Origin of the sequence: Methyloceanibacter sp. wino2, assembly GCF_003071365.1 — a bacterium.
In the GTDB taxonomy this organism is placed as follows: Bacteria; Pseudomonadota; Alphaproteobacteria; order Rhizobiales; family Methyloligellaceae; genus Methyloceanibacter.
In genome coordinates this window covers 2,650,077-2,663,677 of the sequence record NZ_CP028960.1, presented here as the reverse complement: position 1 = coordinate 2,663,677, position 13,601 = coordinate 2,650,077, and the positions used below count along the sequence as shown (strand labels likewise).

The following is a 13,601-nucleotide window of genomic DNA, read 5'->3' as shown; positions in this document are numbered from 1 at the left end:
ATTGTAAAATGGCCCGACCGCATAGAGGCCGTGTCCGGCAAATCAGAGTGGGAGGCGCGTGCGATACGCGCCGCCGCGTGTGGGAACGGGCCCCGCGAAAACCGATGCTAGTCGGTGTGCGGCGGGAGCTCCCAAATCCTGATCTTCTCTCGCAGCACGTCGATGCGCCGGGATGCCTCGCTGCGGCTCAGCCCCTGCTCGAAGGCCTTCGGTTCGTGCATCTGGTCGGCGAGTGTCTTGAGGTAAGTTGCCTGCGTCACAGTCATCGGCTCCAGTCCGTTGGCGTCCCCTGCCATGTACTGACTTTCCTGACCTTCAGGCACCCTCTTCTCTTGTTCCATCTCTCACGCGTCCTTGGCTTTCCCCATTGGAATCTGTTTGTACATAAGAGTGTTACAATAGGGACTAAAAAGGGCAAGCATTAGGTGATGTAAGTCAATGATTTGGGCACAGATTCGGACAGCCTAAACTGACGGCAGATACCCTCGAGACTTGCCGGCTCCAAGAACGGCCATCCGACCGCGAATGCTTGTGGCCATGCCGTGGTATCGCGCCACAGTACTTTCGGGCATCGCGCTGGCACAATTTGGCGCAAAAAGATAAGCTTTTGTAATATTTGATAAAAGCGTGGCTACGCCGTCAGCAAATGGCCTTCCAAAGACCGCGCGGCTGCCAGCTTTCCGCCGCCTTCTTCCATAAATTGCGATCCGCGCAGAACGAGCACTGCTGACTCGCGAACGACCGAGTCCCCAAGCTCGAACCCCTCCCAAGATTGAAGGAGATAAGAAACGCATGTTGAAAGTGTGCGTAAGACTGTTGTTGGTGGGACTTCTTTCGGCGCCGTTCCTGCTGCCGCTCAACGCCGCGAACGCCGCCCAGGTGGGTAACGCGTCTTGGTACGCCCTCCACTCGATGACTGCGAGTGGCGAGCGCATGAATCCCAACGCCCTCACCGCCGCCCACCGCTCGCTGCCTTTCGGCACCAAGGTGCGCGTGAAAAACCTGCACAACGGCCGCTCTGTGGTCGTGCGCATCAATGACCGCGGCCCCTTCACCGGCGGCCGGATCATCGATGTGTCCAAAGCTGCCGCCTCGAAGCTCGGCATGATCAGCTCGGGCACCGCAAAGGTGAGCCTGACCCGCCTGAACTAGCGGGCCGGCCAAATCTCTCGCCAAGAGGCGGGATCACATGCTGAGAGGGATGCCTGGGAGGACCGGGCGTCCCTCTTTTCGTTGAGAGGTCGGCGCGCAACACGCAGAAGATTTCCGACCGTTGCCCGGATGCCACAGGCACGGGCCGAAAAAGCCTCCATATTCCTTATTCGAAGGGTTTTCGAAGACATTGTCTTCGATCGTGCGTGCAAGTGACGCCCGAACCAAATACTGTGAGAATCGAACGACGGGCCATGCGGGCCCGGCCCGACCGGAGGCTACCCAAATGCTCACGCTAGCGGCTTTCTTCAGAGCGCTTCCCCTCGCGACCCTTATCGTCGCGACCTCTATTGGCCTTTCGGTCGAGACGGCCGAAGCCCAGAACGGCGCCCGCAGCGAACGCTCCGGCGGCCTCTTGCAGAAGCCCCATCGCGGACCGGCCATTGGCGGCACCTCCTGGACGTTGAGCGATGTCTGGGGCACGCCGGAAATGCCCGAGCCGTCCGTCGAAGCGCCTGGCTTCGATTACGGCGCCGGTGGTTACGAGCTCAATGGGCCGCCGAACCAGTCGCCCTACCCCAACTAAACGCCTCGTTTGTATTGCCCTAGCCTCGCCCAAGACCCACGTGGGGTCTTGCGCATGACTAGCAGACACAACTAGAGTGAGGCGCTTTATTGGGCAGACTGCGAACCAGGGTTGAGGCTGGCCGCTCACGCTCCGTGGGAAGTGACGTGGTTTCTTTTCCCGTTTCCTAGACTTGCCTATATTTCCCGCGCGCGCGGGACCTATTGGAGGGGGAAAGGAGCTTCCCATGCGTCAGACCGGTACGGTCAAGTTTTTCAATCACACGCGAGGCTTCGGCTTTATTACGCCAGACGACGGCGGAAAAGATGTGTTCTTGCATATCTCTTCTCTGCAGCGATCCGGTCTGCCGGCACTCGACGAAGGGGCACGGGTCTCGTTCGAGACGGAGCCGGACCGCCGGGGCAAGGGACCCCAGGCGATCAATGTCCAGCTCGGAGAATAACGTCCCGAATACCTGAAGTTGTTTACCCGCCGCGACTCTGGCGTCATTGGACGCTAATGTCGCCGGCGGGTTTTTATTGGCCGGTGGACGCAGCACGGCCAAATGCAAGACGAGCGAGTTCATGACGGTGCAGGACAACGGCGTGACGCAACGCGGGGCGGACCTTGCGCCCGACAGCGTTCTGGACACGCTCGAGAAAGATCAGGCGGACGCGCTCGCCCGCCTCACCGCGTTCCTGGCCATTCCCAGCATTTCGACCGACCCGGCCTACCACGATGCCTGCCTCGAGGCCGCCGGTTGGTGCGCGGAGACGCTGCGCGACATCGGCTTCGAAGCCGGCGTCGAGCCGACCGACGGCAAGCCCATGGTCGTGGCGCGGTGGCGCGGTGAACCGGACTGCCAGCCGCGCCCGCATGTCCTCTTCTACGGTCACTACGACGTGCAGCCGCCGGATCCGTTGGAGGCCTGGAACGCGCCGCCCTTCGACGCGCAGATCGTCGACGACCCGACCCACGGCAAGATCATCGTGGCGCGCGGCGCCTCCGACGACAAAGGCCAGGTGATGACCTTCATCGAGGCATGCCGCGCGTGGATGGACGCGACCGGCGCCCTTCCCGTGGATGTCACGGTGCTGCTCGAGGGCGAAGAGGAATCCGGAAGCCCGAGCCTGGAACCGTTTCTTCAAGCGCATGGAGACTCCCTGAAGGCCGACATCGCGCTCGTTTGCGACACGGGCCAATGGGATGCCGAGACGCCGGCGATCACCGCCTTCCTGCGCGGCTTGGCTTTTTCGGAAGTCACTTTGCGTGGGCCGTCGCGCGATCTGCATTCGGGCATCTACGGCGGCCCTGCTCAAAATCCCATTCGCGTTCTGGCCGAACTGATCGCGGGCCTGCACGACGACACCGGCCGCATCACCATCCCCGATTTCTACGACGGCGTGTCGGAGCCCTCGCAGGAACAACGTGACGCCTGGCGCGCGCTCAATTTCGACGGCGAAGGGTTCCTCGGCGAAGTCGGCCTTAGCGTGCCCGCCGGCGAAACGGATCGAAGCGTCGTCGAACAGCTCTGGAGCCGGCCGACCATCGAGGTGAACGGCATCCTCGGCGGTTACACGGGCCCCGGCACCAAGACGGTCATTCCCGCCGAAGCATCGGCGAAGTTCTCCTTCCGGCTCGTACCGGGCCAAGAGCCGAGCAAGGTCATCGAAGGCCTCCACCAATACATCGCGGCGCGCCTGCCCGCCGATGTCGACGTCACGTACAAGGGCGAAGGCGGATCCCCGGCCGTCGGCTTCGATACCAATGCGCCGGCCTTTCGCGCGACGGCGCAAGCGCTCGAGGCGGAATGGGGCAAGGCGCCGGTGATCGTCGGCTGCGGCGCCTCCATCCCTATTGTCGAGGCGTTTAGGACGCGGCTTGGCATGGACGCGCTGCTGGTCGGCTTCGCGTTGGAGGACGATGCAATTCATTCGCCGAACGAGAAATACAATCTCTCGAGTTTCGAAAAGGGGGCGCGGAGCTGGGTCCGCATCCTGGCTGCGCTCGGAGCTGCCAATGCCGCGGCGTAGCGCGTCTGTCTGCGCCCTCGCCCTCGCCCTCGCGATATCGCTCCTCGGCATCGCGCCGGCGTGCGCCGACAACGGCCCCGAACCGCATGCCTTCCGGCATGCCGATCCCGGCGACGTCGATTACTACGCTCTCGTTTTGAGTTGGTCCCCGACCCACTGCCTCACTGAAGGGCATGAACGCGGCGACGACCAATGCGACGAAGACCGGCAGGCCGACTTCGTCCTGCACGGCCTATGGCCGCAATACGATCTCGGCTGGCCGGAAGACTGTTACCATGGCGAACGTCCGTGGATTTCGTCGGACGTGATCCAGGAGATGCAGGGCATCATGCCCGACAAGGAAATCGTCATCCACGAGTACAAGACGCATGGGACGTGCACCGGCCTGTCGCCGTCCGCCTACTTCGCGAAGGCACGCAAGGCGTACGAACAGGTCACGATCCCCGGCCCGCTCGATGATCCGCAGACGCAACGCTTCCTGTCGCCCGAGAAGATCGAGAGCGAGTTCCAGGCCGCCAACGACTGGCTGCAACCGGACATGATCGCGGTGAGCTGCCGGCGCGGCAATCTCTTCGACGTGCGGATTTGCTTCAGCACGGACCTGACGCCGCAGGCCTGCGGCGCCAACATCGATCAGAAACGGTTATGCCCGCTTCAACGCATCACAGTGCCGGTTTCTAGAAGCGATAGATGACCGAGCCGCGGAACGAGTTCGAATCCGGATCGAAGGTCTGCTTGTTGCCGCCCTGGAATTTGACGGACTCTTCGCCAAAATCCGTGAACTGATAATCGAGGCGCAGGCTCCAGTCCTTTTGAAACGCGTATTCGGCGCCACCGCCCGCGCTCCAACCGGTGAACGAGGTTTCGCGGAAGCCGCCGCCAGGTCCGCTCATATACACATCGGCGCCGGCCCAAGCACCACCCAAGGTGCCGAACAGCAGCAGGTTCGGCGTGATGGTGTAGCCCAAGCGCATGCGCAGATCGGCGAGATTGTCGAAACCGATCTTGGCCTTGTTGACCCCGTTGTTGATGCTGCCGCCGCCTTCGATATCGGCGCCCATATAGTCGCCCTCGAGGCCGATCACGAACGGGCCGTGCTGCCAACTGAAGCCGCCGATGACACCGCCGATGAAGCCGTCGGAATCGACCGAACCAGGCGAGGTGCTGTAGCTGACGGTGGAACCGCCGATCGTCGCGCCAAGCCACCACCCCTCGAACGTCGAGTCAGAGCCCATCGTGCTTGAGCCGTAATACGACGTGCTGTCGTACAGTCCGTAGTCCTGCGCGCTGGCAGGCACGGAGGCCGTAGCACAAATGCCAAGAGCCGCGGAAAAGGCGATCGCCCGGTAAAATCCCGTACGCATTAGTCACTCCCTCAATGGATCGAGCGCCGGTTTCGTCCCAAATCCCGTTACGAAACCAGGCCTCACCCCCGAAGGATAGAGCCCGCCCCTAAACGTCTCTTAACGATGAAGGGCGGCAAAACTTCGTATGGTTAGTGGCGGGTTAAGGGCGTCAGCGCGGCGACGGCAGCGGCGCGATGCGCGATCCAAACCGTGCCGCGACCGGCCTGTCGCCGGAATGCAAACGCATCGACTTGGCGCCTGCACGTTGCCGCGCTAAGTCCCTTGCAATACCCCTTCGGCGGGACTGATGGTGCGGCCAAGACGCGCTATGGTGACCGCACAACAGTTAGATAAATCAAGGCAGTACATCATCGTGGGCAAGAGCGGGTCGCGAAAGCTGAGAGACCGTTTCCTGGAATGGCAGTGCCAGTTGAGGAAGACGGCAATGCGGGAACAAGGGGGACGGCCGTCAAGCGGCATGTGTCCCCGCGTGTTGAGCGAGTCCGGGGAGGAGCAGCTCTCCGCCCTCACCGTCTTGCTGGCGCCTGAAGAGCCGGAGGAAAGCACCGCCTTCTTCCGCTTTCAGGTTCAGAAATCGGCGGACCCGCGCGAGACCTATGAGAAGGCGCTGCGCTTTCTCCAGTCGGAGTACTATCAAGAGACGAAGCAATTCACCGACCGACTATTGGCGGTACTACCGCCCGACGCGCCGCTCACCGGCACGCTCATCGAGGACGGCCGGTGCATCCTCGATTTTTCTCAAGGACGGCACGCCTTCCGCATCCCCTGCAAGGTCAAGGCTGTGAAGGAAGGCAACGCCAACCACGAGGCGGCGATCTGGCACAACCGCGTGTTCAACCCCGCCCTGCCCGACGGCATGCAGGTGCTGGCATTCAAGCCCGATTGGAAGTCGGTCGAAACGAACTTCTGACTGCGCGGCGCGGAAGCCGGCGCCGGTCTCACGCAATCTCTCACCTAACCCTACCGTGAACGTAGAAGGGCGCCCGCGAACGGCGGGCGCCCCCCTCTGCTGCCGGTCTAAGTGAGGGCTTAGACCGAGTGATCGTCGAGAGCCTTACGGATGGCTTCCTTGCTGCCGTACTTAGCCACATCCTCTTGGAACTCCTCCTTCTCCTCACGGAGTTGGATGATGTGCCAGAGGATCCACGCCGCGACACCGGCGATCACCATGATCAGTTCACTGCCTTGCCAAGGATAGATCGCGCTCACGTTGGCAAGATCGACTGCCCAAGTGCTACCCATAATGGTTTTCCTTTCTATGTCTTGCCGTCATCGTTACACGAGCGCCTTTTCGGCTGCGCGCACGTCTTCCCGTGCCTGCTCTTCGTCGGCCAGGGTCTTGAAGTCCAGACCCATGAGTTCGACTTCGCGCGGCACCCGAAGGAGCCCCATCCCGTTCAGGATCTTGGAAACGATCCAGGCGGGAACAAAGCCGAGAACGAAGAACATGATGACCGCACCGATCGTGTTACCGAGCGGATTGATCGCCGCGTAGCCTTCATAGGGCGAGGACGGGTAACCCCAGAGCATGAACCCTGCGATCACAAGACCGACAAAGCCGGCGTAGCCGTGAACGGCCACCGCACCGACCGCGTCGTCGATCTTGAATGTCCGCTCCACCCAATAGTGCATCTTGTAGGCAATGAACGTACCGATGCCTGCGATGAACATCGCCTGGATCGGATGATACAGATCGTTGCCCGCCGAGGCCGTGATGATGCCCGCAAGGCCACCCGAATACGTCCAGAACGGATCGCCTTTCGAGATGAGGTAGGCCACCATCAGACCGCCCGACAAAGACATCAGGAAGTTGAAGGTGATCGCACCAAGCGTAGTCGGTGTGAGATAGATGGTCGTCGCCGTCCACGTCTCACCGGTGATCAGGCCGCCGATACCTTCCGGCGAGATGATCGGAACGTTACAAGCGGCATAGAAGCCCCAGAAGCCCGTGTAGATCAGGAACAGACCCACCGTCACCAGCCAGGGATTATGCGGTACGAAGTCCCGCGCCGTGCCATCCGCCCGGAAGCGGCCGAGTCTCGGCCCGAGTACGACGAGAACGCCGAGCGCGGTACCGCCGGCAATGGCGTGGATGACGCCGGACGCATACGCATCGTGATAGCCGAGAAGCTTGACCATCCAGCCATTGGCGCTCCAGCCCCAGGCCGCATCGATGATCCAGGTTACGGAACCGATCATGACCGCGATGATCCAGAACGCACCGGAACGGATGCGTTCAATCACCGACCCGGAAACGATCGAGGCCGCTGTCCAAGAGAACAGGAGGAAAGCTGCCCAAAACACGCCGGTAATACGATCGGAAAGGTCGGTCGCCATCGTCGGAGAGGTGGGCAAATTCGCGGCCGCCGTCTCCGTGTCGAGTCCGCCGGTGATGAACGGCCCGTTGGGGAACGCCCAATAAATCCACCAGCCGAAGAAGAAGAACGTGATGGTCACCAACGGGATCAGCATCGTGTTCTTCATGAGGGTATGCATATGATTGCGCCGCCGGCTGACGCCGACCTCGTACATGCAAAACCCAACGTGAATAAGAAACATGAAGACAACCGTTACCCAGTAATAGAACTCGGTAAAGACGGTTGTCAGCGCGTCTAAGTTATTGCCCATATTTGTAACCCCCCTAGGGTTCAGTGGCGGGACTTATATTTAGATCTGTCCCTTTGCCATGTTGGTTGGACGTTATGTTGGTAAGTTGGTCGCTAGCACACCTCCTTCGAAATCCATCGGACCTGCCCCAGGTTATACTTGGGGAACACACCGATTAATCTGGCATGCTAAGCGCCGCCAACGGCTCCGTCAATTATGTGCAAATTTTTTTACCAACAGGAAACATTGCCGCGTCGTGGCGCTGCTCCCAGGGACAATTTGGCCCTGGGAAAACACCTAGTTTCCTGATGTGAAAAGCCCGGATCTGCGCCAGAAATTAGGTCCACGTCCCGGGTCGCACAGCGGGCAAGACACCCTTCATTGCAGCAGAATCAAAAGTGGCCGAGACCCATATCTCAGGATCTCGGCCATCGCTTGAGAAAGGCGCCGCGACGGCGCCTTCCTGTGTTGTCTAGGTACGCGTTACGTCCAGAAAATCACGTAACCGATACCGGCCGACAGGACGCCGCCAACCAAGGCGATGTAGGGCAATGCCCCTGCCTTCGCCTGCGAGATCGTCTTTCCGTCTACTGACAAATCCGACAGCATCTGAGGCGGAAACTGTCCCTTGTCTTGGATGTAGTGCCGGAAAATAAAGACCGGGATGACGAGGCCGATGGCGATTGCGCCGGCGACCAAGGTGCCCGATCCCCAAACCTCCGCGCCCGCGCCCAAGAGGAACGCGTTGACGAAGGCCAGCACCACGCCGATGCCCATGAGGAAGGTCGGCGCCTTCCACGGGCGCTTAACATGCGCATTGTCGATCCGGTGGATCCAGCCTGCGTTCAGGTTCAAGAAGTTGAACACGATGTAGCAGACGTTCGAGACCGCCAGCACGAACAGATAATCGGACATGAGGAGCAGGATTAGATTGAAGGCGAGATCCGTTCCCATACCGCTCGTTGGCGCACCGTGCTTGTTAACGCGGCTGAGGTAGCGCGGAAGCCATCCGTCCACGGAGCCTTGGTAGAGCGTCCGCGAGCTGCCGGCCATGGCCGTCGTAATGGCGAGCATCAAAGCCAGCAACAGCATCACCACGAGCAGATTCGTGATGAAGGCACCGCCACCGACCATGCCGGCCATGGCCTGGGCAACGCCCGAACCATCGACGATGCCCGGAGCGATAACCCCGGCAAGACCGAGCGCGCCCTGGAACGACAGCGGCACCAGCACGTACACGGCAATACACAGAAGCCCCGAATAGAGGATCGCCTTGTAGGTGTCCGTAGCCGGATCGCGAAACTCGCTCGTATAGCAGATAGCCGTTTCGAACGCATAGGCGGACCAGGCGGCGATGAAGAGTCCGCCGAAGAACAATGTCCAGCCTGCCTTGTCCCAAGCCGCCGTTGCCGGGTCCGTGCCGGGCGCGAACGGCTTGAACGCCTCCATCGCCACATCGCCCGTGATCAGCGGCACGATACCGATGATCAGAAGCGGGATCAGGACAGATGCACCCACGATGGTCTGCACCTTGGCGGTCGACAGAATGCCCCGATGCTGAATCGCAAACGAGATCAACATCAGGAGCGCCCCGATGAAGAACGTCGCATCGACGCGAAGGCTGAGCCCCTCCTTGAAGAAGGACAGATCCATGAACTGAATCTCCCAGGCCCGGATCGCCGAGTCCGCGGGGAACAGTGCCGTCAGAATGTAACCGGCCGCGATGCCGCAACCGATCGCCAGCACCGGAGTCCAAGCCAACCAGTTGCACCAGACCGAAAGCGGCGCAATCAACCGGCTGTATCGAACCCAAGCGGCAGCACCATAGACCGACGCCCCACCCGACTTGGTCGGGAAGAGGCCTGCAATTTCCGCATAGGTGAAAGCCTGAATGAATCCGAACAGAACCGAAACCGTCCAAACAAGAACGGACGGTGTTCCGACAGTGGCGGCGATGCCGCCGATTGAAAAGAGCACAAGCGCCGGGACGCCACTAGCGACCCAGAATGCATCCTTCCAACCAATCACACGATGGAGCGTAGACTCCGTGCCCGGGCTTCCGGCAGCGGAAGCCGTGGTTGCATCTGACATTTTGTTCCTCCCTCAAGGAATCGGCCGCACGAGGCGGCTCTGATGTCGCCCTCGCTGTTTTTTTTGTGCTCGGGCGTTTTGCGTTTGCATTGTTCAGTCGTAACTGCGGACACACCTCCTCTGTTGATTGACTCTGGTTTCTTCGACGCGGCGAACCGCAAGTTCGTTAGAACTTGCGGTAAGCCTTGTTCAGGTCGTGAAGCGGATGGTTCGGCGAAGTCTGGAAGCGGATCAGCAGTTCGCGGGCGATCATGTCCCGGTCCTGCTGATTGTTCGGAAGCGCCATTGACTTCGGAATACGGACCCAGCCATTGATGTTGCGATCGAAGATCGCGGGCTGGCCTTCCTCGTAGCCCATGTGGACGTCCTCCAACCAGTTGAGGTCGTCCCAACCCATGAACTCCATGTACTCTTTGAGGAACGGCGTGATCCTGTCGTAGTCGGGCAACAGGTTCACGTCGTAGCGGTAGCCGATGTGCTGACCGATGACCTTCTCGCGCTCGGTGTCGAGACCGGCGGAGTCCTTCAAGTACTTATCGACGTCGTTCTGATCTTTCTTGGACATCGTCTTCCTCACCCCAGCTTGTGATAGTTCTCGACACCGACAGTCATGTCGGTACCCGCCAGCGGCACCTGGGCCATGGCGGAGGCTTCCATTGTCAGCGCCGCAAGGTCTTCCGGCTCCAGGCTGTGGATGTCGGTCTTGCCGCACGCGCGGGCCAGAAGCTGCGCTTCCAAGGTCAGCGTGTGCAGGAAGTTGTAGACCCGCTCCGCCGCCTCTTCCGGATCGAGCCGCTTACGCAGCTCCGGATCCTGCGTCGCCACGCCCACCGGGCAGCGGCCCGTGTGGCAGTGGTAGCAACGGCCGGCAGGTACGCCCATCTCGGCCTCGAAATCCGATTCCGGAATTTCCTTGTTGCAGTTGAGCGCCATCATGACCGAGTGGCCGATGGCAATCGCGTCCGCACCAAGTGCAAGCGCCTTGGCGACGTCGCCGCCGTTACGGATGCCGCCCGCATAGACAAGGCTGACCTTGCCACGCATGCCGAGCTCATCGATGGCCCGGCGTGCCTGACGGATCGCGGCGATACCGGGCACGCCCGTGTCTTCCGTCGCGATGTGCGGACCGGCACCCGTCGAGCCTTCCATGCCGTCGATATAGATGGAGTCCGGACCGCACTTCACGGCCATGCGCACGTCGTCGTAGACACGCGCGGCGCCGAGCTTCAGCTGAATCGGAATTTCCCAGTTGGTCGCTTCACGAATTTCCTCGATCTTCAGCGCCAGATCGTCCGGACCCAGCCAATCGGGATGCCGTGCCGGCGACCGCTGATCGATACCGGCGGGCAAGGAGCGCATCTCGGCGACCTGGTCGGTCACCTTCTGGCCCATCAAGTGGCCGCCGAGGCCGACCTTACAGCCCTGTCCGATAAAGAACTCGCAGCAGTCGGCCAGCCGCAGATGATGCGGATTGAAGCCGTAGCGCGACTGGATGCACTGGTAGAGCCACTTGGACGAATAGCGGCGCTCGTCGGGGATCATACCGCCCTCGCCCGAGCATGTTGCCGTACCCGCCATCGTGGCGCCGCGCGCCAGCGCGATCTTCGCCTCGTAGGACAGCGCACCAAAGCTCATGCCCGTCACGTAGACCGGAATATCCAACTGCAGCGGGCGTTTCGCCTGCGGCCCGATCACCGTCTTGGTATCGCACTTCTCACGATACCCTTCGATGACGAAACGCGTCAGCGTACCCGGCAGGAAGGTGAGGTCATCCCAGTGCGGGATCTTCTTGAAGAGCGAGAAGCCGCGCATACGGTAGCGGCCCAACTCTGCCTTCACGTGGATGTCGTTCATGACCTCCGGTGTGAAGATCTGACTCTTACCCAGCAGAAACCGGCTTTGCTCGGCGGGCTCTTTCGCGCCGTTCGCCTTCTGCTTCTTATCCTTTGCCATCTCAGCAAGCTCCCCTTACAGAACCAGTTTCTTCTCGGTCGGCTCTAGATTGTCGTAGTTCCAGAGCTGCTTACCGGCGACGATTTTGCGGAACGATCCGATGCCGCCTTTCGGCATCACGTCGTACTTCGTGAGTTTTCTTTCGAGCCACTCCCGATCGAGATCGGTCATGTCGCTCCAGACGGCGTCAACGCCAAGGCTTCTCGGTTCCCCACCCAGGAAGATGGTTCCGTCGTACATGGAGTCGCCGAGGTTCTTGCCGGCATTGCCACAGATCACCATGCGGCCGCGCTGCATCATGAAGCCGGTGAACGAACCGGTGTCGCCACCGACGATGATGTTGCCGCCCTTCATGTCGATGCCCGTGCGCGAACCGACATCGCCTTTGCAGACGAGGTCGCCACCGCGCAGCGCGGCGCCGAACTGCGAACCCGCGTTCTTCTCGATGAGAATGGTGCCGCTCATCATGTTTTCGCCGCAGGACCAGCCAACGCGGCCGTTGATGCGGATATTCGGTCCGTCCACCAGGCCGCAGCCGAAATAGCCGAGCGAGCCTTCGATGATGAGATTGAGACGGTTGAGAATACCGACCGCCAAGGAATGCTTGGCAGCGGGATTCTTCAGAACGATCGTCCCGTAGCCCTCGCTCATCATCTCACGGATACGGGCGTTGACATGCTTCGCATCCATATTGGACGCATCGATCTCACCGCGCTTGTTGAAGTCCACGTCGAACGCATCGGGCAGACTGAAGCCGTGATGGGCCTCGTTGAGATCAATATCGAAGAAAACCTGCTGCGAACGACCGGTGAGCTGCTCTGTGTGCATGCCCATTTCATGGGACTTGCGTTCCTGCTCAGACGGCGCAGCTTGGGTTAGCGTTGCCATACCCGCACCTCCTCATCATAGGGATCAGACGTATCGATTTCCCGGGGAACGATGGCGCGGATGGCCACTTCCTCCGAGGCGAGCGCAACGATGTCGTCGCTTTCGTAGAGAACCATCGGCTTCGCGGCCATCGTGTCCTTGGCCATGCCAAGCTCTTTGTCCGTGGCGACGATGTAGGTGAAGACGCCGTCGATCTCCTTGATCGACGCCTTCAGGGAGTCCTCGAGCGTCGCGCCCTGCTCCAGATTGTTGGCCGTGTAAACCGCCAGCAGTTCAGAGTCGCAGTTCGACATGAAGCGATGACCAAGCCGCTCCATTTCACGGCGCATGATCCAGTAGTTCGTGATCTGACCGTTATGTACGACACTGATGTCGTTGTAGGGATAGGCCCAGTAGGGATGCGCCGAACGGATATCGACGTCCGATTCCGTGGCCATACGCGTATGCCCGATGCCGTGCGTACCCTGGAAATCAGCAAGGCCGTACTGCTGGGACACGACCGTGGCGTCACCCAGATCCTTGATCAGCTCAAGGGAGTTACCGAAAGACAGGACTTCGCCGCCGTCGATATGCTCCAGGTCCGAGGCCAGCTGCTTCGTGTCGCCCGAAAAGCGCAGGCGATAACGAAACGCATAAGGCGTCGGCTGCTCGACTTCGATCGTCTGCGCACCGAGTTCGGCCAGCCGATTGTCGACAAGGGCCTGACGGTCGCGGATCTTGTCACGGATGTTGTAATCCGTCTCGAAGTCCTCAGCTTCGGCGAGCTTTAAGCGCATGACGTACTCGTCAGGCTTCGTCACGCCGTAAACGGCAAACCCAGTCGAGTCGGGCCCACGATGCTTCAGACTTTGGAGCATCGCGGTCATCTCTTGACCGACGCCCACCGCTTTACCGCGATGAATGACACCAGCAATCCCGCACATTGTTTTTGTTCCTCCGTTTCAC

Annotated in this window: 15 protein-coding genes; 6 read left to right on the top strand and 9 right to left on the bottom strand. The window is 60.6% G+C overall.

Annotated elements, in window-relative coordinates:
- Window positions 1–107: 107 nt before the first annotated feature.
- Window positions 108–296 (bottom strand): DUF3072 domain-containing protein, encoded by a 189-nt coding sequence (locus DCY11_RS12610; protein WP_245409368.1) that lies wholly within the window; start codon window positions 294–296, stop codon window positions 108–110.
- Between the two features lie 496 nt (window positions 297–792).
- On the opposite strand from DCY11_RS12610, the gene DCY11_RS12605 reads away from it, so the two are divergent.
- The 5 genes from DCY11_RS12605 (at window position 793) to DCY11_RS12585 (ending at window position 4,444) form a co-directional block, all read left to right on the top strand.
- Window positions 793–1,152: a septal ring lytic transglycosylase RlpA family protein gene (locus tag DCY11_RS12605; protein WP_108683172.1), complete on the top strand. Its 360-nt coding sequence runs from the start codon at window positions 793–795 to the stop codon at window positions 1,150–1,152.
- 286 nt (window positions 1,153–1,438) lie between these two features.
- A complete protein-coding gene (locus DCY11_RS12600; RefSeq protein WP_069443367.1) occupies window positions 1,439–1,738 on the top strand; it encodes a hypothetical protein in 300 nt (99 codons plus the stop codon).
- Between the two features lie 226 nt (window positions 1,739–1,964).
- Window positions 1,965–2,180, top strand: coding sequence for a cold-shock protein (locus DCY11_RS12595; RefSeq protein WP_045368101.1), 216 nt, complete (start codon window positions 1,965–1,967; stop codon window positions 2,178–2,180).
- Window positions 2,181–2,301: 121 nt separating this feature from the next.
- Window positions 2,302–3,750, top strand: coding sequence for a M20/M25/M40 family metallo-hydrolase (locus DCY11_RS12590; protein WP_108683835.1), 1,449 nt, complete (start codon window positions 2,302–2,304; stop codon window positions 3,748–3,750).
- Complete coding sequence (locus DCY11_RS12585) at window positions 3,737–4,444, top strand: ribonuclease T (RefSeq protein ID WP_159079999.1); 708 nt, start codon at window positions 3,737–3,739, stop codon at window positions 4,442–4,444. The genes DCY11_RS12590 and DCY11_RS12585 overlap by 14 nt, the downstream gene beginning before the upstream one ends.
- Here the strand turns inward: DCY11_RS12585 and DCY11_RS12580 are convergent.
- Entirely contained in the window at window positions 4,428–5,114 is a 687-nt protein-coding gene (locus DCY11_RS12580; protein ID WP_108683170.1) for an outer membrane protein, read from the bottom strand. The two genes, DCY11_RS12585 and DCY11_RS12580, sit on opposite strands and share 17 nt — an antisense overlap.
- A 427-nt stretch (window positions 5,115–5,541) precedes the next feature.
- Here DCY11_RS12580 and DCY11_RS12575 point away from each other — a divergent pair, with 427 nt between their 5' ends.
- Window positions 5,542–6,027: a hypothetical protein gene (locus DCY11_RS12575; protein ID WP_159079998.1), complete on the top strand. Its 486-nt coding sequence runs from the start codon at window positions 5,542–5,544 to the stop codon at window positions 6,025–6,027.
- Between the two features lie 119 nt (window positions 6,028–6,146).
- Here DCY11_RS12575 and DCY11_RS12570 read toward each other — a convergent pair whose 3' ends face one another.
- From DCY11_RS12570 to DCY11_RS12540, 7 genes are all read right to left on the bottom strand, one after another.
- On the bottom strand, window positions 6,147–6,359 hold the full coding sequence (locus tag DCY11_RS12570; protein ID WP_083241165.1) for a hypothetical protein: 213 nt from the start codon (window positions 6,357–6,359) through the stop codon (window positions 6,147–6,149).
- 33 nt (window positions 6,360–6,392) lie between these two features.
- Entirely contained in the window at window positions 6,393–7,745 is a 1,353-nt protein-coding gene (locus DCY11_RS12565) for an ammonium transporter (RefSeq protein WP_108683168.1), read from the bottom strand.
- A gap of 462 nt (window positions 7,746–8,207) precedes the next feature.
- Window positions 8,208–9,815, bottom strand: coding sequence for an APC family permease (locus tag DCY11_RS12560; protein ID WP_108683167.1), 1,608 nt, complete (start codon window positions 9,813–9,815; stop codon window positions 8,208–8,210).
- Window positions 9,816–9,981: 166 nt separating this feature from the next.
- A complete protein-coding gene (locus DCY11_RS12555; protein WP_108683834.1) occupies window positions 9,982–10,380 on the bottom strand; it encodes a hypothetical protein in 399 nt (132 codons plus the stop codon).
- An 8-nt stretch (window positions 10,381–10,388) separates the two neighbouring features.
- A complete protein-coding gene (locus DCY11_RS12550) occupies window positions 10,389–11,768 on the bottom strand; it encodes an FMN-binding glutamate synthase family protein (protein ID WP_069443360.1) in 1,380 nt (459 codons plus the stop codon).
- 15 nt (window positions 11,769–11,783) lie between these two features.
- On the bottom strand, window positions 11,784–12,656 hold the full coding sequence (locus DCY11_RS12545) for a GXGXG motif-containing protein (protein WP_108683166.1): 873 nt from the start codon (window positions 12,654–12,656) through the stop codon (window positions 11,784–11,786).
- Window positions 12,644–13,579: a glutamine amidotransferase gene (locus DCY11_RS12540; RefSeq protein WP_108683165.1), complete on the bottom strand. Its 936-nt coding sequence runs from the start codon at window positions 13,577–13,579 to the stop codon at window positions 12,644–12,646. Before DCY11_RS12540 ends, DCY11_RS12545 begins: the two co-directional genes overlap by 13 nt.
- Between the last annotated feature and the right edge of the window lie 22 nt (window positions 13,580–13,601).